Annotated in this window: 17 protein-coding genes, 1 pseudogene and 1 riboswitch; of the genes and pseudogenes, 4 read left to right on the top strand and 14 right to left on the bottom strand. The window is 41.3% G+C overall.

The features are described from left to right. Positions 1–89 precede the first annotated feature (89 nt). Positions 90–1,196: an FAD-dependent monooxygenase gene (locus tag A6049_RS05500; RefSeq protein WP_063563674.1), complete on the top strand. Its 1,107-nt coding sequence runs from the start codon at positions 90–92 to the stop codon at positions 1,194–1,196. A gap of 170 nt (positions 1,197–1,366) precedes the next feature. Here the strand turns inward: A6049_RS05500 and A6049_RS05495 are convergent, their stop codons facing one another. The 10 genes and pseudogenes from A6049_RS05495 to A6049_RS33880 all read right to left on the bottom strand — a co-directional run. After that, on the bottom strand, positions 1,367–6,526 hold the full coding sequence (locus A6049_RS05495) for an NPCBM/NEW2 domain-containing protein (RefSeq protein ID WP_063563673.1): 5,160 nt from the start codon (positions 6,524–6,526) through the stop codon (positions 1,367–1,369). Between the two features lie 156 nt (positions 6,527–6,682). After that, positions 6,683–6,774: riboswitch (cyclic di-GMP riboswitch) on the bottom strand. Between the two features lie 193 nt (positions 6,775–6,967). Continuing rightward, positions 6,968–7,456: an NUDIX hydrolase gene (locus tag A6049_RS05490; RefSeq protein ID WP_063563672.1), complete on the bottom strand. Its 489-nt coding sequence runs from the start codon at positions 7,454–7,456 to the stop codon at positions 6,968–6,970. 371 nt (positions 7,457–7,827) lie between these two features. Further along, complete coding sequence (locus A6049_RS05485) at positions 7,828–9,042, bottom strand: MFS transporter (RefSeq protein ID WP_063563671.1); 1,215 nt, start codon at positions 9,040–9,042, stop codon at positions 7,828–7,830. 495 nt (positions 9,043–9,537) lie between these two features. After that, entirely contained in the window at positions 9,538–10,719 is a 1,182-nt protein-coding gene (locus A6049_RS05480; protein ID WP_063563670.1) for a NupC/NupG family nucleoside CNT transporter, read from the bottom strand. 2 nt (positions 10,720–10,721) lie between these two features. Then, entirely contained in the window at positions 10,722–12,038 is a 1,317-nt protein-coding gene (locus A6049_RS05475; protein WP_063563669.1) for a purine/pyrimidine permease, read from the bottom strand. Positions 12,039–12,083: 45 nt separating this feature from the next. Then, positions 12,084–12,791 carry a purine-nucleoside phosphorylase gene (deoD, locus tag A6049_RS05470; protein WP_063563668.1) on the bottom strand — a complete coding sequence of 236 codons (708 nt, stop codon included), beginning with the start codon at positions 12,789–12,791 and terminating at the stop codon, positions 12,084–12,086. A 159-nt stretch (positions 12,792–12,950) separates the two neighbouring features. Next, positions 12,951–14,387, bottom strand: a complete 1,437-nt coding sequence (locus tag A6049_RS05465) for an AcpB/EbpR/MafR family transcriptional regulator (RefSeq protein ID WP_063563667.1) — start codon at positions 14,385–14,387, stop codon at positions 12,951–12,953. A gap of 574 nt (positions 14,388–14,961) precedes the next feature. Next, positions 14,962–15,591 carry a DapH/DapD/GlmU-related protein gene (locus A6049_RS05460; protein ID WP_063563666.1) on the bottom strand — a complete coding sequence of 210 codons (630 nt, stop codon included), beginning with the start codon at positions 15,589–15,591 and terminating at the stop codon, positions 14,962–14,964. Positions 15,592–15,663: 72 nt separating this feature from the next. After that, a complete protein-coding gene (locus A6049_RS33885) occupies positions 15,664–16,221 on the bottom strand; it encodes an MATE family efflux transporter (RefSeq protein ID WP_240321327.1) in 558 nt (185 codons plus the stop codon). Positions 16,222–16,557: 336 nt separating this feature from the next. After that, positions 16,558–16,922 (bottom strand): annotated as a pseudogene (locus A6049_RS33880) (MATE family efflux transporter); the annotation flags it as partial. A gap of 253 nt (positions 16,923–17,175) precedes the next feature. Between A6049_RS33880 and A6049_RS05450 the strand changes: the two are divergent. After that, the gene (locus A6049_RS05450) at positions 17,176–18,075 is read left to right on the top strand and encodes an AraC family transcriptional regulator (protein WP_063563665.1); all 900 of its coding nucleotides are present in this window, start codon (positions 17,176–17,178) and stop codon (positions 18,073–18,075) included. A 265-nt stretch (positions 18,076–18,340) separates the two neighbouring features. Here the strand turns inward: A6049_RS05450 and A6049_RS05445 are convergent, their stop codons facing one another. Beyond that, entirely contained in the window at positions 18,341–19,246 is a 906-nt protein-coding gene (locus A6049_RS05445; RefSeq protein WP_063563664.1) for a LysR family transcriptional regulator, read from the bottom strand. A 129-nt stretch (positions 19,247–19,375) separates the two neighbouring features. Between A6049_RS05445 and A6049_RS05440 the strand changes: the two genes are divergently transcribed. After that, entirely contained in the window at positions 19,376–20,389 is a 1,014-nt protein-coding gene (locus A6049_RS05440) for an alpha/beta fold hydrolase (protein ID WP_063563663.1), read from the top strand. Between the two features lie 68 nt (positions 20,390–20,457). On the opposite strand, the gene A6049_RS05435 is transcribed toward A6049_RS05440, so the two are convergent. Next, a complete protein-coding gene (locus A6049_RS05435) occupies positions 20,458–20,886 on the bottom strand; it encodes a MarR family winged helix-turn-helix transcriptional regulator (RefSeq protein ID WP_063563662.1) in 429 nt (142 codons plus the stop codon). A gap of 158 nt (positions 20,887–21,044) precedes the next feature. Here A6049_RS05435 and A6049_RS05430 point away from each other — a divergent pair, with 158 nt between their 5' ends. Further along, positions 21,045–22,355, top strand: a complete 1,311-nt coding sequence (locus tag A6049_RS05430; RefSeq protein ID WP_063563661.1) for an amidohydrolase family protein — start codon at positions 21,045–21,047, stop codon at positions 22,353–22,355. A gap of 173 nt (positions 22,356–22,528) precedes the next feature. Here A6049_RS05430 and A6049_RS05425 read toward each other — a convergent pair whose 3' ends face one another. Together A6049_RS05425 and A6049_RS05420 are read right to left on the bottom strand one after the other, a co-directional pair. Then, positions 22,529–23,515 (bottom strand): glycoside hydrolase family 43 protein, encoded by a 987-nt coding sequence (locus A6049_RS05425; RefSeq protein ID WP_063563660.1) that lies wholly within the window; start codon positions 23,513–23,515, stop codon positions 22,529–22,531. Between the two features lie 88 nt (positions 23,516–23,603). Beyond that, a complete protein-coding gene (locus A6049_RS05420; protein ID WP_063563659.1) occupies positions 23,604–24,626 on the bottom strand; it encodes an endo-1,4-beta-xylanase in 1,023 nt (340 codons plus the stop codon). Positions 24,627–24,647: the final 21 nt, after the last annotated feature.

Genomic DNA, 24,647 nt, shown 5'->3' with positions numbered 1-24,647 from the left:
CTGCATAACTACATTCATATTCAGTTCACAAAGCTATTTTATTCTATACAACATCATTAGAAATATTATGGATCATGGGAGGAACGAATATGAAAAAAAATATTCTAGTTAGCGGGGCGAGTTTCGCCGGAATTTCAACAGCCTACTGGATGAAGCAGTTTGGCTACAACGTGACCGTTGTTGAGATCGCTGAAGGTCTTAAAAAAGGCGGCACACCTGTAAATATCCGCGAAGACACCGCCGACATCGCGAAACGTATGGGGCTTCTAGACCAAATCCAGTCGAACAAAATAGACATGGAATTGATGGAATTCAAAAATTCCGATGATGTCACTGAAAGAGTCGAAATCCGTGAGCAGCTTGCAGAAGATGAATATGAAATCGAGCGAGATGTATTGCTGGATATCATGTTCGAGGCTGTCCAAGATGACGTTGAGTTTATTTTCGGAGATAGCATTACGTCATTAAAGGAAGAAAGTAATGGCGTTGAAGTAGTTTTCAAAGGAGGACAAAAGCGCTCGTATGACCTGGTATTCGGCTGTGATGGTATTCATTCGGCCGTCAGAAAATTATGGTTCGGCGAGGAAGCGGAATTTTCGCATTTTCTTAAAACGTATTTCTCTATCACAATCGTGGATAAGTTGTTGATCCGGGAGAATACGACACAGATGTACAACGAGCCGGGCAAGGCGGTCATGCTGAACTCTTATAACAATAAAACCGATATCGTGCTCTGCTTTTCTTCGGAGAAGGAACTCCCTTACGACTACCGAAACGAGGAACAGCAGCGGGATATCATTTTGAATCAATTTTCCGGACTAGGCTGGCGAACGCCGGAATTGCTGGAAGAAGTGAAGAACTCAAAAACTTTTTACTTTGACAAGCTGTGCCAAATGAAAATGCCGTCGTGGACAAAAGGCAGGGTAGCCCTAGTCGGTGATGCTGGATACTGCGCCTCTCCGGCTGCTGGCATGGGTGGATCACTCGCAATAGATGGAGCGGCAGCCTTGGCTGATGCTTTCCAAAAAAACCATGGGAATTATGAACTTGCGTTCCAAGAATATAATCAGAGTTTCCGTCCTTTCATCGAGGAAGTTCAAGCAAACGCAGAAATGATGGTAGATTTTCTAGTCCCACGAACTGAAGAAGACATTCGCGAAAGAATTTCGCAAACGGCATCCATCAAGGACATATAAGGACCGATCTGTAGGATATTGAGACTATCCTTTGAGGGTATTTTTTCAGTGTGTATTTGTTGAGTTTAATGATTAGAATCAAGTTCTTGTCCTCAGTTTGGGGCAAGAACTTGACTCCTCAAACAAAAAAAACCGCTAAATTAGCGGTTTTCAATGGATGCATGCAAAGTTTATTGGTGATTTATCATATAGATCAATCCTATAAGATTACCTTTTACCTCGTATACCAAGTTAAAGGTGTAATATCCTTTTTCTTCATTGGACATATCTATAGTGAACTTGTCGGGGCTCTTTTCCCATTCGCTCACATTGATCAGTGTTTCTTTAAACGTTTTATTGTTTCTAACACTTGCTGAATAGGGGATCACTTTATTACCATCTATTCCTGTAACCAAATTTGTGACTTCAATGCTAGGGCCCGTTAGCTCTCCTACTTCAATGATTTGAGGATTTGCCAACAAGTTAGCGAGTTTGGTTAACCCTTTTAATGGCGAGAAATCCGTAATTGCATTGCCTGTGATATCTAACGTCACCAAGTTATTTGCGTACTGCAACCCCTCTAGGGATTTAACTCTTCCAGATTTACTATTAAGTGTTGTCAACTTCAGCATATCGCCAAGGGTTAGATCTCCCGTTATTCCTAGCGTTGTCTTAATAGAGTCTCTTAAATATTCATCTTGTATGACAATCGACGCAGTTAAATCAACTTCGGTTAATCCAGCTATTGCTGCCTGTAATGCCGCTAGTGCTGTATCCACTTCTTCTTGCTTAACTTCCTTATTAGCCAGGATCTCCTCGGCGGCGGATAAGCTAGCGGTGAACGCCGCAGCACTCTCCTCTGTGTACCCATCAAGATTAATCACTTTAGCATCTGTAACAACTTGTTCCAGATCTCCAGTATATAGTCTAGCCGCGTTGACAAAATGTAGCTTTGTATCTCCCCATGTGGCATGGTCAGATCCATTGCCATTTCCACCATCTGTCACGACTAATTTAAGCTCTTTCGCTCCGTTAATGTCTACTTCAATGAATTTTTGCGGATCTCTAGAGTTCATAACTCCACTGTCGAATTTCTTATCTCCATCCACATAAACCTCAAAGCTTACAGAGCCGACAGAACCATACATTTGCCGATCTACACCCACATAGGACGTGAAGTAATCATAATTCTTATCGCTTAAATCATACACAATCGTAGAGTTCGAATGTGCTCCAATGCCTCTGTCATAGATTACTTCACGATTATTCTCATGCGTTAATCTCAAAGCATGATTACTAATCGAAATATCCTTTTGCGGAGCAGCATAGCTATTTTGGGTAGAAGTCCAATCAACATCTGTCAGATACTTGTAATCCTCCATGTTAACGACAGCGATCGTACGTGTTTGCGTCACTACATTACCATCGCTATCCGCTACAGTGTAAGTGATTGGATATTCTCCAACTCGATTGAAATTCACTTGCTCTCTTCCCGTAACCACTACACTAGAAGTTAAATCCCCATCCTCAGCATCCACGGCTTTATAATTTTCATCGATCTGGAGGGTTTGTCCTACTTTCATCGATATCGATTTCGGTATCGTAAGTGTTGGCACACTATTTAGTACAAGGAACTTTGCATCTGCAAAATCAGCATGATCAGAAGCATTTCCGTTACCTGCATTATCTACGATTAGCTTCAATTGCTGTACACCCGCAAGCGGGATTTGAACCCTTTTGGCTTCTGTACCATATTTCATCAATCCACTGTTATACACTTCTTGGCCATCTGCCAGAATACTGAACTTCACGCTGGAGTTATTCTGCTCCGGAATATTGCGATCGACACCTACGATCGTTTCAAAATAGGCGTAGTTATTATGGGCAAGATTATATACGATTTCCGAATTGGCGTGTGTTCCAATTCCCTTTTCAAACTCTTGAATTGCACCATTGACGAGTAACTTGATTGGATTGTTCGAACTGGCTTTATCTTTTCTAACCACATTATAATCTGTTTTAGCCGACTCCCAGTTCAAATCGCTTGCATAGGGGCTGGCGCTGTAAACAACGATTTGTCGTATCTTTGTAATGGCATTTCCATCGCTGTCAGTCACTTTGAATTGGACTTGATACGTTCCAGACTTACCTGGATTGAAACCATTCAAGTTCACTTCAACTTGTGATGTTAAATTACCATCTTCGGCATCAAATGCTTCTACGCCCTTCAGCACATCAAACTCACTATTTAACTTCACTGTAGCCATTTCTTCAGGAACCGTTAACGTAGGTAGGCTAGCATTATTTGTGAACTTTGCATCTGCCCATACCGTGTGATCCGCTGTATTTCCATTGTGGTTCGCATCGGTTGTGACGAGCTTCACTTCTCTTGCGTCTGTTACAGGGATCTGTACAAATTCATGTTCTGTACTCGATTTGAACACATCACTGCTAAATTTCTGTTCCCCATCGACGTAGATTTCGAACGTTGCAGAGGAAGCTGCATTACCTTTCACAGCCTGATCGATACCAATATAACTCTCGAAAAAGTCATACCCTTTGCCTTCAATGTTGTACACAACTTCAGAGTTGGCATGAACACCTAACCCCTTAGTATACATTGCAGCTAGACCTTGTCTTACTAAAGTAATTGCGCTACCTGATGGTGCCTGGTCCTTCTTCAAGGAGCCCCAGCCTACACTAGCTGATGCCGTATCCAGATCGGAGGCGTACACATAATCACTTGTTACGGTTACGTGCGCCGTTTTGGTTTCGGTAGTTCCTTCATTCTTGATTTCATAGACAACCTCATAATTTCCTTTTGTCGTGATATCCACGTTATTTGATTTTACAGCGATAGTATCGGTAAGATCTTTCCCTTGATAATTCGCTGCCTTAACGTAGCTGATTGGATCAAAAGCCTGATTCAGCTTGAGCGTAATATGCTCTTCAACCGATAGCATTGGTTTGAATGCCTTAACCTCTACCGGGCTCAGCGCATTCAATTTTTTATCATAACCAATGATCTTATAGGTATAGTTTTGAGCCATATCGACATTGGCGTCTACAAATTGGTCCGTACCCGTAAATCCAACTAAGACATTGTCCCGGTATATTTCATAACCCAGGAAATCTTCCTTGTAGGCTTTATCCATATTAAAGGTCAACGTATTCGTTTTTGCTGCTGCATTCGAGCTAATATTGATGTTGATAGGGACATTTTTATTAGAGATCCCTGTTCCTTCATAGTGGACGACTGAATTATTTAAATACCATAACTTGTTGGACGCCGGGTATTTGCTTACCTTCACTTTGGTCTCGGGATTAACTGTAAAACCGTGTCTAGCAAAAAAGCTGCTCAAATCCTGACCTAATACTTCTGACGAGAATTCTACTAAATATTGTTGTCTGGAGCTTTCCCCATTAGGAAGGGATACTTTACGATCTCGATATAGACTATTTAACTCCGCCCAGTACCCTGGATGGGCCAATTCTAATTGCCAGAATGCGCCGAGTCTCGCAAAAAGACCCTGCTGTTCCATCGCTACTTTATTTTCTTGAATAACATATTTATAAATATCCGATTCAAATGGGATGCGTGTATCTATGGAATTACGCTCTACTGACATCAACATAGGTAACATGTTATTGCTGACCTCACCATACTCCCGTTCACCTACAGCCATGCGGTGCCCGATCTCATGCGATAAACCCCAACCTGGATATACCTTGCTGAAATCTTGTAGAATCAAAGGTACGGTTTCAGCCTGAATTCCAGTATGGTCACCTGCTGCATACATCGCACCATACGGCTGCATTAATCTAATATTCTCTCGAATAAGCTTAGGATCATGGTTCTCACTGCGGCCATCTAGACCAAAGTAATCAAATAATCTATTAATCCATACATCATAACCCGTTAAGGTAGCCACAGGATTTTGACTCTTCGTAATAAACTCATTGTAGGCTTGTGTAGCCGTACCTGTGAAAATAATACGATCACTCACCATTTCAACTACGTCGATCATTTCACGGTCTTTAATGTTCGGATGGGCTGCTTTATCTGCATCTAATCTTTGTTTATAATCGTTCAAGAAAGCTACAAATTCGGCCGGATCAGAGTCCTGCGTCATCATCGGGAATCGTTCTACACCTTCAAAACGAATACGAGGCGCTTGGCCTTGCTCTTCAGACGTATAAGGATTAACGATGTAGATAGGTCCACCTTTTGTTACATCATGGGCGTAAGCACTGGTTGTAGGGTTTTCAGGTACCACGATCGTATTTTTTCCAAGACGCAATTGCACTCCTTTTGCCCAGCTATTCCAAGCACCTTCTTGCTGCGAAAAGATTAATGAAGGCACTTTATCAGTAGAATCGACATCCACATATACGTTAATCGTATCGCCCGGCATGGCTACAAGTCCGGTAGGCTGGTTATTGGTGCCCATACTAAATCTTAAGTTTTGCTGCGCATGCTTCTTCATATCGCCATGTTGTTCAGCTGTAATGATCATTCCTGTGGTTTGCAGTTCACCGCTCACGATCTTTTGGGCTACATCAAGCTGAGCTTTAAACTGAGAATATAAAGGATGGGACTTTGCCTCATTTTCCAAAGCAGTTATTTTCTCTATTGTGTTAAACTCCCCGCTAACCTGACTATATGTATTATCCGTAAACAGTTTGTTCATCTTATCCGACAGAGCATCTTCTTTATAAAAAGCAAACTCAGCCGCACTCGCCCAATCTTGATTTGCCTTCTTGAAGACAAACTTGATTCGCTTAAATGCTGTTGGCGCAAATTTCATTTCAACTACGTCACCTGTGGAGCCTTTATACTCCCCCGTGGATACTAACGTGAAATCATCGCCTGCATCCGTCATTGAACTGTAAATCTCAAACTCTTGAGCGAATCCTTTCCCTTTAGCTCCAGTTTGTCTAGCTGCGTACACGATTCTATTTAATGTAGTCGATTCATCCAAAAGAAGTACGACCTCATTTGTAAATGTTGAAGAATTGGGTTTACCTGTTTCCCAGTGTGTATTTATATCTCCATCAATCCCCTTATTTATGGTGGAACTTGAGTAGTTCCCCCCATTATTAGTGATTGACTTAATATGAGTAGTGTTCATTTTAAAGACATCATTATAAGCATTTAAAATGTCTTTTCCGTATAAATCAAACAGTTTAACGGATGCCACAGTCGGTACAATAGTGCCACGATCCCCTGCCTGGTTTGTCACAGTAGCATTAGAAACACTGGATAGTTGACTTCCTGCAGCATACCCTGCTTCACTTGACAGGCCAACGAGTAGTGCTGTAGATGTAGCGATTGCAATCATTTTTTTCATAATTGTTTCCTCCTGATGAATGATAGTTATGACAACTGACCTAAAATAGCGCAAAAAAAAACTACCCATAAGAGTAGTTTTATTGCACGCAAAGCTATTAAAAGATGAAGACTTCACCTTTTATAAACTTCTAAGAACAAAAAGCATCATATACTCTTTGGCAACTGGCTGACATTGTCATAAAACTTGAAACTTTAGTCCCTGTAGCTTTGCGTCCCTACGTTTCCATAGGTTTGCCTATTCAGTTGTAAGTACATTTAGACATATTATCACAGCAATACATCAATCACATGGTTAATTAGTATGATATAGGACTAGGTAATTTAAATTATTTTTTAATGATTCTTGGCAGCTAATCACGTTGATTAGCTGCCTTCTTGATTTTATTGATCTATCGTTACTCGTTAGTGCAAAGTTTTTTAAACGCAAACCCACTTACAATTAAACACGCTTTTGAAGCTTGACATCACATTCTGACATATTCCCAGTGACGTATTCGATATAATCCACAGAGCCATTAAAGTTCAAATATGCTTCATAACGCATGCGGATGGCGGGTAATGTAATCCAATCCAGAACATTTTCCTTTGGAACCCAACTACATTCGCTCGTTTCATCAGAAGTCGCTAACTCTCCACCTACAGCTTTGCACACGAAATCAAACATAACCTTTGTGGGAACATCCGTCACACCGTCATACCACTTATGTATCGCTGTATTCGAAACAACATTAATTAAATGGTTAACCTCCGCGTCAATTCCACTTTCCTCTTTTATTTCACGAATCACACCATCAATCAGATTTTCTCCAACTTCAGTTATACCACCAGGATACACCCAACCATCATCATGGGCTTTTACTAATAGGATATTTCCATTTCCATCTTCTACAATTCCACCTGATGAGACAATGTGTGTCGGAAACGTCATTTCACAACCTCCAATTTCAGTAAATTTGTATATTTATTCCACAGACTCCCTGAATTGTCCTCCTTTTGTGAACATACTTGAAAGTGGCTTAAACTCAGCTTAAGCTTATTTCCCGAACAAGATCAATGTATGGAGATCGAAACTTTAGTTTTTGATATTCTAAGGACCTTAGTCGACGAGGATGGCACCATAAATCGTGAGGTATAGGCAAAATGAGCTGAACCTACACGAAATTGCAATAAGCAAAAAGTCATTTGTATCTAAATCTGAATTTTGATTAAAATCATTAAAATTCAAAAAGGGATCTGAGATAATTTGTTTAATGTCCGAATCTTAATCTCTGGACCATCCTCCACAGTCCGCTCAATTCATTAAGTTCGTACACGCTGTACGCGCTTTATTCCTGTGCGCAGTGAAAGCCCAAAGCAAAGAATCAGGATGATTCCGGCAACCACATAAGGGTAGTTAACATTGATATCAAACATCAGTCCAGCTACTACCGGCCCGATGATATTGCCAAGGCTGGTAAAAGCGGAGTTAAGTCCAGCCAAATATCCTTGATGTTCTTTTGCGACCATGGACATTTGAGTGCTGATGGCCGGACGCAAAATATCGATGGACAAGAAGACAACAAAGGTGACCGCGAAGATCAGCCAATATTGGTGTACGAACAACGTCAACAGAACAAATACCCCGGCAAGGATCAAGCAGACTGTAATGACTGTTTTCTCACCATAACGGCTTATAATCCAACCGAAAATGGTTAACTGAATCAACGCGCCCCCAATAGAGCCGAATGTGAAAATGAAGGCAATATCCTTTGGTGTGAAGCCAAACTTATGGTCAACGAACAGACCGTATACCGCTTCATAGTTGGCAAGTCCAAAGGACATGACGAACACAATAATTAAACTGATAAAATAAGGCTCGCGGTATGTAAACCGTAACTGTTGAATTAGACTTCTTTTGGGTTCCAGATTAGGCATTGCTTTGTCGCTATTCCCATTACCCTTTACAAGGGATGAAAGAGATTCCGGCAGGACAATCATAGTAAGGATCGCAGCGATTAGACCAGCAACCCCCGCAGCATAGAACGGAACACGAATGCCGAATTCGGCAATATAGCCCCCGATGCCGGGGCCAATGATGTAGCCTGTCGAGATCGAGGCATTAATGAATCCCATTCCCTTCGCACGATCTTCCTCGGAGGTTACATCCGCCACATAAGCCATAACCGTTGGCATGATGAGTGCTCCACTAACGCCACCCATCATCCGGGATACAAAAAGCAGCAGAGCTGAGTCAGCTAACCCAAATATCACCTCGGCACAGGCGAAAACTAGCATTCCGGCGACAATCATTCGCTTGCGTCCTAAGGAATCGGATAATCGTCCCGCCAGTGGTGAGAAAATCAACTGTGTAAATGCAAAGGAAGCAGTAAGCATCCCAGCAATCGTACCGTTAATATCTAAAATAGTAATATATTGCGGTATCACTGGTATGACCAGACCGATACCAGCAAAAACTAAAAATAGGTTAAACATCAGAAGCAGCAGAGCGCCCCGATTTTTGAATAATAAAGCCATCTAAATTGTCCTCCCTAAATCAAATATTGAATATGTATGCTAAATATGTAACTTCCGCAGACGCTGATCTAACCCATTGTGAAGTGAAGAATAACCAACATATGATACCTATTTTCATTCAAAGATACTTTTTAAATATAAATGTTTAAAAAGTATGGAGTTAAATGTAATACACATTTTTTCCGCTGTCAATATATACTTTCTTAAATTTAATGTGTTGATCGGTGAGTGAGCCGATTCCCTCGATCGGACGTATTGGACTGACAGTCTGTAATTATTCAATGTACAGTTCAGGCTGAAAACCCCGGTCTGACCGCTCGTGACTATATAGACAGCAACCGGTACGTCGTCCCAAATATGAGCAAACAGACGAAAAAAAAGCCGCTAAAATTAGCGACTTTTAATGTGATAATTTTTATGTCCCTCTGACATCAACTGTCTTTTTGGAACAGCTCCATTTCGAGTTCAATGGTATTCAAAATAGAAATGATTCAACTAAAATATAATTCCGATAATTATAGCGGATAAAACGCTTACAAGTGTTGCGCCATATAACAGCTTCAATCCAAAGCGAGCAACAATATTCCCCTGTTTTTCATTCAGCCCTTTTACTGCACCCACGATAGTACCAATGGACCCAAAGTTAGCAAATGAGATTAGAAAAACGGAAACAATAGCTGTAGTACGGCCACTTAAACCGTCTTGAATCTTAACAAAGTCTAGCATGGCAACAAATTCATTCGCAACCAGCTTCGTTGCCATGATACTCCCCGCATGAACCGCTTCATGCCATGGCACACCGATCATAAAGGCAATTGGTGCAAAGACATACCCTAGAACTCCCTGAAATGATATTCCAAATATGCCACTAAAGACCCCGTTAATTAAAGCAATGATTCCAACAAAACCAACTAACATTACCCCAACTACGATGGCTACTTTAAATCCATCCATAATATATTCGCCCAGCATTTCAAAAAACGTTTGTTTGCCCTCTTCCTTAACTTCAACGATATCTTCTTCTGCTGTAACTTCATACGGATTAATGATGGATGTAATGATAAAGCCGCCAAATAGGTTTAATATTAATGCAGCTACTACATATTTAGGTTCCAGCATCGTCATATATGAACCAACAATGGACATCGATACCGTCGACATTGCAGATGCACATAATGTATACAAGCGATGTTTTGGCAATAATCCAAGCTGATTTTTCACAGAAATAAATACTTCATTCTGTCCTACAATTGCGGCTGCAACCGCATTATAAGATTCCAATTTCCCCATGCCATTTACTTTACTTAGCACCAGACCAATATACTTGATAATGAACGGCAGTATTTTGTAATGTTGCAGGATTCCTATTAATGCTGACATAAAAACAATTGGCATCAACACAAACAGGAAAAAGGTATGAGCTCCTTCATTGGCAATCCCACCAAAAACAAAGTTCGTTCCTTCGTTGGCATATCCAAGTAATTTCGAAAAACTATCGGCAAACCCTTTAATTAAGAATTCGCCTATACTCGTTTTTAGTATAATTAATCCCAAACCTAACTGAATAACAATCATTATGATGATTGGACGATATTTGATTTTCCGTTTATTATTACTCGCAAGCCAGGCTAGTAATAGAACAATAACCAGACCAACAACAGAAATTAGATAATGCATAATTAACCCTCCAAATTATCGATACTTTTTTTGGAATCCTCATATCGATTTGCATCTTTCCACATTAACCCTTGTTCCAAAATAATCGCCAATAGACTTCCGCAAATTAACCCATTATTCAAAATGGCTATTACAATCGGAGATAAATGGCTCGTAGCGGATGTAGGAATAAACATTAAACCCACACCAACTAAAAGAGAAACTCCGCTAACAACAAATGTTCGTTCTTCATGCAGAACCTTCTTCAATTCCTTCAGCGATAATCCAACCATCTTCACAAAGATAACGAATGTAACGGCATAGCCTATAGGCGCTGGAATACCGGATATTACGTTCATTATTGGCGGAAACAAGGATACAGAGATGACTAAGATGCATCCAATTAAAAACGATTTCCGTTCCCTCATCCCTGTTTGTTCAACATATCCCGCCGCTCCCGAAATAGGCACTGAGCCAATCGCTCCGAAACTGCCACCAATAAAATGGGTAACGCCAGAAGTAAATCCGGCACGCAAATAACGCTTATGATCCAATTTCTTTTGTTTCATAACGGTCTCCATTAACCGAATAGACGCAAGCGCATTGGTTATTAACAATAGTGTTAATAGAAAGGCAGTTGTGACTGTCCCGCTATCAAATCTTGGACTTCCAAAAGGAAATAGTTTTGGCAGTTTAAATAGTGTATCCGCCGGTGAAATCACCGGCATCTTGTCGCATATGATAAACAATAAGCAGCCTATCGATATACTGATTATTACTGAAAATTGGCGCAGCAAAACAAAGCGACTGTTCCCTAACCCAAAGGTAATGCAAATCACAATCACACTCAGCACGAACACTTTAACATCTAACAAGGTGTGGCTGGACGTGATCCCCATCATACCTTTCATAAAAGAACCGCTTAATTGAAAGATCAATAAGAGCAAATATATAAAAGTGACCGTTGGCGTAAATAGACGAGCGATTTTATCCATCAGCTTTAATGCTGAGATTAGGATAAATAAAACCCCACTACAGATCATTCCCCCACTTAAAGCTTGCAGGGCAGCAATATTCGAAGAATACAATACCCCCACTAAACTTGCGTAAATAGTGAAAATGCTCCACCATAACCCTGCTGGACCTTCATGAATAGGGAATTTATGGCCGATGACGCCTTGTAAAAATCCAGCTATTCCTAAAGTAATTAGTGTGCTCTGGATAAGTCCAGAAGCCTCCATGGGTGTTAGGTTATATAAATCTGCGATAGCAATTGGCGCAGCAATTGCACCTGCGATCATAAAAATCATCCACTGCAATCCAGACAGTACTACCTTCATTTCTTTCTCACTCTCTTTTCTTACTACACTACTCTTATCGGTAGATTAGCTCTCAATGGCTGTGTTAAGAGCGATTTCGACCATTTCATAAAATGATTGTTCACTTTCTTGATGAGTTAAGTGCTCCTGTGTTAACAATTGACTACCTACTGTCAAAATAGATAGCGCTTTCACGCCATATTTAGCGGCTAACGTATATAGGGCTGTGCTTTCCATTTCAACTCCTAATACACCAAAATCCATAAACTTGTGAAGTCGATCTAAGCTCTCACGGTAGAATTCATCGGAGTTATAGATGTTGCCGACAAAGACATTTACGTGTTTAGCTTGTGCTTGTTGATACGCTTTCATTAACAATGAGAAATCTGCTGTAGGTGCATAATTACAGCCATGGAAGATCTTATCCGTCATATTACTATCTGAAGACACGGATTGGGCTATTACAATATCGCGGATATTAATTTCTTTCTGCATCGCGCCACATGTACCAATACGAATCAATTTCTTCACTTCATAATCGACAATCAATTCCGTTGCATAGATGCTCATCGATGGATTTCCCATCCCTGTCCCCTGAACTGATACCCGTATCCCCTTGTATAATCCAGTGTACCCATACATGCCTCTTACTTCGTTATAACAATTGGCCTCATCTAAAAAGTGTTCTGCTACAAATTTTGCACGTAAAGGATCTCCTGGAAGCAAAACGATGTCCGCTATTTCTCCTTTTTTCGCGCCTAAATGCCTACTCATATTTCTGCCTCCTACTCTCAATGTTGAACTCAGGCTTACCGAAATCTCTTCCGCTTGCCTTCAAGAAAATCTGTTCGGAAAGTACATTGAGCATAAGATTTTTCAGCATAACAAACTAGACCAAAATCTTACGGAGGATACGGGAAATAATTGATCAAATTATAAAAGTAATTCTTTACGAATATTGTCCAGATCTCTTTTAGACGGGATCGTAGAGATAATAACAACAGGCACGGTCTGCAATGCAACAGGGATATTACTAATGACAAAATCAATCTGATGTTGCTGCATCATTTCGTCGGAGAGCCCTTTCATTATGGAAGTATTGATGATCAGTTGATCCCCAATTTCCTTCTTGATCAAATCCGCTATGTAATGCCGAATTGAAAATTCTTCTCCAATTACCAAGAAGGCCCTTTTCCTTTTATAACGTAAATTGGAACGAACAATTAAGGTTAGCTTGGTTAAATGAAAATTATTGTACAAGACGGCTGGATAAGCTTTACTCCACGTTTGCATGCAGGTTTGCAGTTCTTGATAAAGCTGTTGGCATTCCTTTTGAACATAAGCCGTTAAATTACTTTGTGAAATCATCATCCATTCAGGAATTGCATTATCGATTAATAACTTGTCAAAGAACGCGTATATCTCCAATAGAAATCGTTCTTCCATCTCCAAGTTAGGGTATATTTTGGCTAGCAGCCTTAGAAGCAGATTACCCATTTGATATTCTTCTTTGTCCTTATGCAATTCAACTTCTTTCATCGGCGTTATTTCTGATCCTTCATAATAATGATATTGGCTGAGACTGACCAGGGATTGCATAAAGTAAATTTCACTATGGGGAAAATCAATGGTAAGCTTCTCTCCAAGACTCTTGGCGAGGGTCTTCACAGGCATATAAAACATCCCCTTTTCCCAAGGGTAAGCACTTTCGTCGATTTTTACGTATTTCCCTTTAGCGACTCTTTCCACAACAATGGCCAACAAAAAAGATAATCTCCGTTTGGAATTGATAAAATACACAATATTTTTCTCATTCTCTGTATTTGTGATTAACTGATTGATATATGCAAAATCGACATTCGCAAAGGGCCATCCTGTGAACTCATACGCATCACAATATAACTTCCAATAGAAATATCGGATATTCATTTCATTCCCTTTGATCATCGGGGTTGAATATGTAATGCGTAACTTATACGCTTTTAGATCATTATTATTTAATTGCACGATCAGTTTCTTCAACGACGAGGTACTCATAAACATGACTCCGGCAAGCTCCTCCACGGACAGTCGATCCACATTCGTGAACAAAACATTCATCAGTCGATAAAAGATGGTTTGTCTGAACATTGAAGAAATCACTTCACTCATCGTCTCACTTCGCCCATCGCGCCGAAGAACGATTCCCTTTCCTCTAGAAACTTCTATGGTTACCGTAGGGGGTAATTGCTTGCTGATTTCCTCAACCATCTTACGTATGGTTTTATCGGAGATACCTAAACTTTTTTCAACTTCAGCTAAAGTAAACCATCTTTGTTCCGTATCAAGCAGCGTTAATAGTTGATTAGCTAATGTAAATCCTTTATCCATGTTTCCACCCTATTTCAATGTGATTTGAATGTCACCGTGTTTTTGGCTAATGAAACGTCAATTCCCTCATAAGAAAAGAATCGGCTCTTTAATGTATTTAAATACGATCTATGATAAACCAGTGTGAATAAGCTTAAACTATCCAATGCGTTAGTTCAATCCATATACAAGTCGACCCTTTCGGCCACACCATGGATATAATTTTCCTTTTTTATCCATAAAAAAATCCCCTCCGCTAGACAAGATTAAGTCCATCTTAACAGATGTCTTTTTTTTCTTGTCTACGAAAAGGGGATAAAAGCAATTTATATCTATAGATCTTATACTTTAATATTCAATTTGTGTTGTCTTCATAAAGATTAAGATTTCTTTCAAATTGTTCTTCTAAATGCTCTGCGTAACTGACAACTCGTGGGGATTCCAATAACCTACCTACTACACAATATAATCCAATCAAAATACATACAGATATAATGATTTCAACAATGAATGGCATCATTCTTCCATATTCTCTCCTTACCAGGTAACGTCTAAGTCGGCCCACGTTAGATTTGATTATTTGCTTGGTTATCCACTACCATTCGACTTGGTCGAAACGCATGTTTTTGTAGTAATACTCTCTGTCATGATCGGTGATTTCACGAAGGACCCTGCAGGGATTACCCACAGCGATAACATTACTAGGAATATCCTTGGTTACCACGCTTCCTGCACCGATCACACTACCCGCACCAATAGTAACTCCTGGCACAATCACAGCGCAGCTACCGATCCATGCGCCATCCTCGATGACTACCGGTAGGGCGAACATTCCACCTTCTTTGCGCTTTTCTGGGTGTACTGGATGACTGGTTACAGCAATCGTGACATTTGGACCAAACATGACATCGTTTCCAATCGTGACTTTATAGTCATCGACAACAGTTAAATTAAAGTTGATATAGACATTGTTGCCTACTGTAGTGTTTGATCCATACGACATCCGAATAGGAGGTTCCATCCAAACATTTTCACCAATACTACCGAAAAGTTGTTCCATCAGAGTCTTACGCATTTCAATATCATCGGGATGTAAGCGATTGATCTCATAACATAGTGCCTTTCCTCGTTGACGCGCCCGAGCCAGATCAGAAGCTTCCTGTGGATAATTCGCATCGTGATCCGTAAACAGTTGTCGGCTTGCCATTCGTTCTGTAATATTCATGCCTTAGTCTCCTCTGAATTTAATCTAATCTATTTATTTTAGTTGACCTTACATTCTTTGACCGTCTATTTCTTAACCTACTGGTGAAAAAGTCCTTGTAATATTATTTAGCCATTTGAATTGGCGATAACGGTAAAATGCCAATGGCAACTTAATGATCTCATCCAAACTAATGACGATATATAATACCAGGGGTGATACGTGCCAGACAAAAGCACAGAGATAACCAAGCGGTAAAATAATACCCCACATTACAATCGAATCACACCAAAAGCCAAATTTAGAGTCACCACCTGCAGTAAATATTCCTGAGATATTAGTGGCATTAATGGATTTAGCAATACAATAAAATGCACTGATATATAACATTCCATCCAAGTAGTTTTGAGAAATGACATTTAGATTTACTACGGAGAAAACAAGCGGTTTTATCAGGATAATTGTACATCCTGCTATTATGCCAAATAGTAAAGCATAAAGATTCATTCTGCTTCCCACCTGTTTTGCTTTGTCGATCTCCCCTTTACCTAGATATTTCCCAACCAATATAGATCCCCCACTAGCAATACCTCCACACAGGACAATGGTTAAATTCTTAACCACGGATGCAACAGAATTCGCTGCAACCATATCAGCACTTACATGTCCAATAATTGCGGCAGTCGCAGTTAGTGCCCCTCCCCAAACAATATAATTGCCTTGCACAGGCATGGTGTATTTCAGGAAATCCTTTAGGAGATTGCGCTGAATTCCATCCCATTTGGGAAAACGAAAACGAATTGATCCTCTCGTCACTGAATATATAACACAGCAGCCCAACTCAATAAACCGAGCTAAAACTGTAGCAAGAGCTACCGCCATGATTGCCATTTCAGGTCTGTCTGGGAAAAGGACAAAGATGCATAACGCATTAAACAAAATGTTTAACATTAAACATAGTGAACTAATCCAAGCGCTTAGTTTTGCATTTTCCATACTTCTAATCACGCTAAGATACATTTGTGAAATGCCCATTGCAAGATAAGAAAACGAATTCATCTTTAGAAATATTGAACCAAATCGAATTAATTCACTATCATTTGTAAAAAAACGCATTAACGTTTCAGGATAAAAATAGATACTAAAAAAAACAAAATAGAGATACTAAATGAGAACAAGCAGGCAGTGCTGAGAATACGCTGTATGGTTTGTACATCCTTCTTCCCCCAATATTGTGCAGTCAAAACCCCTGCTCCCGTAGCCATTCCCATGTAAAACAATGTTAATGCGAAGGTGATTTGTCCCGCTAGCGATACGGCCGACATTGTAGATTGGCTAATCATTCCCAACATAACTACATCAGCTGATATAACTGTGGCTGAGATTAGATTTTGTAATGCAATGGGAATGACAAGCGTGATTAATTCCTTATTAAAATCTCGCGTCATAGGAGTAGTTAACTGTATGCGCTTTTTCTTTTTAACGTACATCCACTCCTCTCTGTTGGTATCCATATTATCAAGATAGGATAAATTCATTGTCCTTTCCATAAATATTGGCTATACTTTTGTCAAAATCGTATATTTATTGGAGGCACTTTGTTGGATGAAAAATTTAGAGGTATTTTCTGATTTATCGGAAAGATTGAATTATAATCTACCTGACCTACCCTTGTATGTCCGGAGAGGAAGCTTGAATGAATTTGATAATTTTGCAGCTGCCGCTCATTGGCATTCGGATGTTGAGTTCATTTACATTCTGGAAGGCTCCATGGAGTATTCTGTTAACGGACAGACCATTAAATTAGAGCAAGGAAATGGGATTTTTGTGAATAGCCATCGTTTGCATTTTGGTTTTTCTCACAGTCATTGTAATTGTTCATTTATCGTTATAGTGATCCATTCCTCTCTCATCGGGGAAGGTTCGTTCATACGAGCTTACTGGGAAGAGAAGTTTGGGCCAAACATGGATGATTTTGTATTACTAGCAGAACAGATCTCCTGGCAGCACGAGATATTGTTATCCATTCAAGCGATCTATGCTGAAATGCATAATAGCTTTGCTCCAAATCCGTTCCGCTTAACTTCTCAGGCTTTATCTTTATGTGCTGGTATTGGAGATCACTTGCAACCGAAGGTGGGAGATAGCCACGATGTGCAATTATGGACAAATATTCAGCAAATGACTCGATTCATTCATCAAAACTACGAGCAAAAAATAACTCTTGAAGACATTGCGTCCTCAGGAGCCGTTTGTCGAAGCCGCTGCTGTACTTTATTTAATAAATACGTGGGTCAAACTCCCAACAACTATCTAACTCGATACCGCCTTCATAAAAGTTGTGAGATGTTGAGGGAAACCAAAAGATCTGTGAGTGAAATCGCACTTGCCTGCGGCTTTCAAAGTGTGAGCTACTTCTCATCCCTTTTTCGCAAGCACATAGGATTAGTCCCGCTAGCATATCGAAAAAGCGACATAAATGGCTTAAGTAAAACGGAGAATTAAACCTATAAATTACTTAGAGTGGACCTTTAAACAACACGATTTAAAGTTCAGTTCTGTCCCGCCAAGCAAACCAGTATCTAAAAAAAGATTTTCCACAGTTAGCGATCTTCCCTCGCGTGGGAAAAGAACTTGTAGCAATAAAACAAAAAAGCCGCTGAATTAGCGACCATCTTTATCTTTTTTTCATTTTCAACGTATCTATTCTCGGGTTAACGCGACCCTCCTTAGAATCCTTTCACGGGCTTTGCCTTTGGTGTTCTCCCTCTTATGAGCCAGATACTTCTTCCGTTTCTAACTCACTCTTTGCGATATCGATGAAGGCAGCCATTGATGGAGAAATCCATTTCTCACGATGCCAGAGCATCTGTGCGGAAAAGGATACATGCGATAAATCCCACGGTAAAGCAACTAGTCTACCCTCTCTTAATTCTTCCTTCAAAGCCATCTCAGGTAACAGGGCGATCCCAAGACCAGCCCCAGCACATTGTTTAATTGCTTCGACACTATGAAACTCCAGTTCTGTCAATGCATCGGCTCCTTTTTTCAATAAGGACTGGTTAAAAGGAGTGCGATAAGAACAGTTTTTTTCAGTCAACAAAAAATGCTGTTTGTGAAAATCATCAATGATCAATGAGGAGCGAGTTGCTAACATATGATCTGGAGAAACCACCATTTTAAAATACTCATCTTTCAAAAATTCTGAATGAAGATCTTTGGCTGCAACGAATTCATCCAATACAAATATCACATCTGTAAGCCCTTCTCTTAGGCTATTTTTAAGCTCTTGTCCGGACAAGGGACGAAACAAAAGACGAACGTCTGGGTAGTTCTCCCGGAAGCGTTTGAACAAAGCAGGAAGAAAGTATGCACAAATAACTTCGTCTGCCCCGATAGTAACCGTTCCTGTCGTTTCCCCGTGCTGACTTGATACACACTTGGCCTCTTCTACATCGTTCAAAATTTTAGTAGCATAAGGCAAGAATTGTTGGCCGGCATCCGTTAACATGACATTTTTGCCTAGTCGATCCAGCAATTTTACGCCCAACTCTTCTTCCAAGGATTTGATCTGCATGGTTATGGTAGATGGTACATAGCTCAATAGTTCAGCAGTCCGACTAAAGCTGCGTGTAGAAGCCAGAGTCCAAAAGGTTTTTAGTTGACGTATTTCCATAATCGAACACCTTCTTTGTTCAAAAAAATTGAATGTTACCTTCAAAAACGTTTCGTTGAATTGATGATAAGCGTATTGTAGAGTGAAAATCAAGTTATTACTAATTTGGTTATGAAGGAGCATCCATCAATGAAAGATTATGAAACGTATCCCGTTGGAGATCTATTGCTACAATCCGGTCAGCAACTCCCTCAAGCATTTATTGCTTATAAGACCTACGGTACCTTAAATGCCGCAAAAAACAATGTTATTGTGTATCCGACTTGGTTTGCTGGTCTTCACACCGATAATGAATGGTTAATTGGAGAGAACAAGGCACTAGATCCTAATCGATATTTTATCATTGTGCCCAATATGTTGGGTAACGGATTATCGTCCTCTCCCAGTAATACTCCCGCTCCTTTTGATAAATCCAATTTCCCTATCATCTCTATGTATGACAATGTACGTGCTCAACATCAACTCATGACTGAAAAATTCGGTATCAGCAAAATCAAGCTAGTTGTGGGTTGGTCTCTAGGAGCAATGCAAGTTTTTCAATGGGGAACAAGTTATCCTGAAATGGTCGAACGTATTGCACCATTTGGCGGAACGGCGAAAACGAGGCCGCTAGCACAACTGGTATTCCAGAGTATGATCGCAGCACTACAAGCGGATTCAAAATGGGAAAGAGGACTTTACAAGCAACCACCTGTTGACGGTCTCGCAGCGATGGGGAGAGTTTATGCCCCTTGGGGATTTTCAAATTCATACTATTTGGAGAGATTGTATCAATCCGAGGGATACAGCTCATTGAAACATTATGCAGAAGAATACTGGGACCAAGTATTTTTGTCCTTTGATGCGAATGACTTGATTGCCATGTTACGTACAGGAATAAGTGGAGACATTAGCGATAATCCCGTGGACGACTACAACTTCGAACAGGCATTACGTAAAATCTCCTCTCCTGCACTCGTTATGCCGGGATCAAGTGATTTGTTTTTCACTCCGGAGGACAGTGTGTATGACGTTCAACATATGTCGAATGCTGTTTTTCAACCCATAGAATCCAAGTGGGGACACTGCTTTGGAATCGGTGCAAACGAAGCGGATTCACTCGTTATAGATAGTCATCTAAAGCGATTTTTGGAATTAGGCTAATTAAATAGGGACTTTCAGTGGGACTAAAACCTTTTAATCAGCCATCATTTCATAGGGAAGTGTCTTCTTTATATAGTCTCATTGATTTTGATCAACAATTTCTTTAATACTTGCTTCTCTTCGTCGGTAAGGACTTGAATGATTTCTTCCTCCACCTTTTGGAAAGAGTCTTGAAAGTCTTCAATCAGTTCAATCGCTTTTGGCAATACGTATATGTTTTTTTGCCGTTCATTATTGGCCGGGATTTTACGCTCGATTAACCCTTTTTGCTCTAGAGCTTGAAGCATACTTGTAATGCTGGCCCGACTTAGATGAAACCGATCTGCAAGATCCATTTGAATAATATGACTATTTTGGTTTTCGTAAATATAATCGATTACTTTTCCTTGTTGAGCGTTTAAGCCCAGCTCTTTTATACTCTCGTCCGCTCTTTTCTTTAACTTAAGACCGATAATCTGAAATAAATCCAGATAAGGTGTTTCCTTTCGGGATTTCATAATCTTCCCTCCTGTAATTGTTAGGAATCTAATTGTAAGTAAATAAACTATACAGCTATCCTATTGGCTTGTCAAAAAAACATTAGCTCATTGACAGTTAGGAGACTAACAGTTATGATTCGAATTGTTCGATAAACAAACACTTGGGAGGAATTCAAATGGAGAAGGTAACTCAAAATGCTGCGTTAGATCAAGTTACAGTGATTACAAATGTAAGTATCTTTGATGGGGAGCAAATCATTGCGCCTAGACATGTTGTCATTAAAGGGAAGTCTATTGTTTCAGTCGGTGGAGACCTTCCGGCGGATGCAACAATTATCGATGGAGAAAATGCTACTCTAATGCCTGGTCTGATTGATGCACATGTCCACACTTCCATCGGCGGATTACGAGATGCGCTAAAATTCGGCGTTACCACTGAACTCGAAATGAACGGTGATTTTACTAAACGAGGGCGCGAAATTCAGTTGAAAAATGTGAATGACATCGCAGATGTCCGTTCTGCTGGCACAGCAATCACCGCTCCGGGTGGACATCCGGATGAATTATTGCCGGATGGAGATGAAATACCTGAATTCGTATTAAAGGAACTAGAGAAGTTATCGGAGGAAGATCGGGAAGCAATGTTAGCCGCATACGCTCACGATCACGATGAAATACCGCAAGTGACAACAGTCGAAGAATCGAGTAAACATGTGCATACCCAAGTCGAGAATGGGGCCGACTATATTAAGATCATGATTGAAGAAGGAACGGTCATGGGTGCACCTGGCCTGCCTGTATTAAGCGACGAGATTCTAAAAACAGCCGTGACAGAAGCCCACAAGTCCGGTAAGCTGGTTATCGCCCACGTCTTGACGGCTCTTTCATCGCAACAAGCCATCGATTTTGGAGTCGACGGTTTGGGCCACTTGTTTATCGACAGACCCGAGTACACCTCCGAGTTAGTGAAATCCATAGCAGCTTCAGGCGCTTTTGTTACACCGTGCTTGGTGTTGAATTCGTCGATTATCGGAAATCCGGCATCCGAATTGGCCAATGATCCGCGTGTTCATTCCAAATTAAATTCTGATTGGATTGATATTTTGAACTCAAGCTTCAATACGTTCCCACAAGGCAATATGGAGAACAGCTTTAAAAATGTGATGGACCTTCACCGAGCCGGAGTTGATATTCTGGTAGGGACGGATGTCGCGCCGGTTCCCGTTCCAAACCTCGGTGGCCTTGCTCATGGGGCAAGTGTCCACCACGAAATGCAACTGCTGGTGAAGGCTGGGTTCACTCCGATGGAAGCTCTTCAGTCGGCCACTTCGAAACCGGCTCGTTGCTTTGGTCTCCATGATCGCGGCCGTATTACTGAAGGTGCGCGCGCAGATCTTATTCTCGTGGACGGTGATCCAACAACTAATATTTCGGATACCTTGTCGATCAAATCCGTGTGGTTTAATGGTTCGCAGCAACTAGGTTAATCCCATTCGATCTGCCCGTATATTGGAAAACTCCGTGCTTTGGCACGGAGTTTTAAGCATTTTCCTCTTTGAAAATCGTATCCTTGCCCTGAAATGCGTATTCACTCTAGGGCTCTTCAGGATCTACAGTTATAGGTAAAAGGATACGGGTTACCGTCCTATTCACATCCATTTCACTTGTCTGGATACGGATCAATCATGCGAATCGTGCCATCCGGATTGTACGTTAACTCAGCAAACTTTACGCAGCGCTTGTAATCGACGCCGCCAGAAAGGGAACAATCGTGATAGAACAAATACCACTTTTCCCGAAATTGTACAATCGAATGATGCGTTGTCCAGCCCATGACTGGCGGCAAAATGGTACCTTGGAATGTAAACGGACCCATCGGATTGTCGCCAATGGCGTACACCAGCTTGTGCGTTGTTCCTGTGGAGTAGGACAAATAATATTTCCCGTTATATTTGTGCATCCAAGGGCCTTCAAAATATCTGCGATCCTCATCCCCAGCGGTCAGCAGCTTTCCATCCTGATCTACGATGGATAACTCCAGCGGCTCCGACACCATCGAGAGCATATCTTCACTCAGCTTTACAACTTTTGGGCCGATCGCCGGAGCATCTGGAGCAGGGCCTTCCGCATGTTCCACGTAGCTTCCTGTCTGCCATTTCTCCAACTGTCCCCCCCACAACCCGCCAAAGAACATATAAGCCTGCTCATCATCGTCTACAAACACAGCGGGGTCAATGCTGAAGCTGCCCTGAATATATTGCTCCTCCGGTTTGAACGGCCCTGTCGGTGAAGACGATGTAGCCACGCCGATGCGGAAAATGCCATCATGGTCCCGAGCCGGGAAAAACAAATAATAGGTGCCTTTTCTGTATGCGGCATCCGGAGCCCACATTTGACTGGACGCCCAAGGGACATCCTTCACATGCAGAGCTTCGCCATGGTCCGTCACGGCTGAATTCATGTCCGCCATAGAGAGTACATGATAATCCTCCATCTTGTACTGATCTCCATTGTCATTCACCGGACCGTCGTGATCCAGATCATGGGAAGGATAAATATAAATACGATCCTCGAATACATGCGCTGACGGATCAGCAGTAAATATATGGGTAACTATAGGTTGATGCGGTTTAGGTAATTCAGACATACAAATGGCTCCTTCCAATAGATATGTACTCCCAAGTATCTCTTCGAGATGCTGTGGGTTAAACGAATCGATATTGATCCGTTTCATGTCACTTGGGTACAATGATTCGCGCAACACGCTGATACGCTTCCTTTGGACGATGCAACTCATCGAACAGGAATGGCCAGTTTTTTCGCCCTCGAACAGGGAAATTGTCAAGCCAGGTGTAGTCGTCGGCAGCCCCCCAGAATGTCACAGCGCTAATATGCTCCTTATATTCGTGGAGCAGGCGGAAGATGGATTCGTATTGCTCGGCTTGCAATTCCAGCATCTCTTGCGATGGCTGAACGAGATCTGTACGTCTGTCTTCAAAGCGAAATACCGATACATCCAGTTCGGTGAGCTGAAGCTGCAGTCCAAGCTGCGCATACCGCTCAATTGCTGCGCGCATATCATCCAAGGACGGATCATACAGATTCCAGTGCGCCTGCAGACCAACGCCATGAATTGGCACGCCTTGATCGAGTAATGAACGGACGAGCCGATAGATGCGTTCCCGCTTATGTGGATCAGATTCGTTATAATCGTTGTAGAACAACAACGCTTGCGGATCTGCTTCATGCGCGAATTCAAACGCTTTGGCAATAAAATCCTCTCCGGCGATATCCAGCCATTTGGATGGGCGCAGGAATGCATTTGCATCATCCGCATCATCGGAAATAACTTCGTTTACAACGTCCCAAGCATAGATAACGTCCTTATATCTGCCAACAACGGTCTCAATGTGTGCCTTCAATCGCTCCAGCAATACATCGCGCTCCACCAGTCCGCCAGTTTCATTCTCGAACAACCAATCCGGAGTCTGGTTGTGCCAGACCAGCGTATGACCACGCAGCGCCATGCCCTGCTCTCTGGCAAAGGAAGCGATGACATCCGCATCCTCAAACGTATACCGTTCCTGCTGCGGATGCACACTGGAGAATTTCATTTCATTTTCTGCCGTCAGACTGTTGAAGTGATAGGCGAGCAATGAACGCTGGCTGTCAATCGTCTTCGGACTCACTGCTGCTCCAATGTGGAATGCATCCTTGTACAATTCCTTCAGTGAAGCCTCTTTTCGAAACGAACCCATAATTTCCCTCCTTTAAATTTC

Source organism: Paenibacillus sp. O199 (assembly GCF_001636635.1).
Classification (GTDB): Bacteria; Bacillota; Bacilli; order Paenibacillales; family Paenibacillaceae; genus Paenibacillus; species Paenibacillus marchantiae.
Note: the sequence above shows the minus strand (reverse complement) of the source record. Positions and strands in the feature narration are given on the sequence as shown.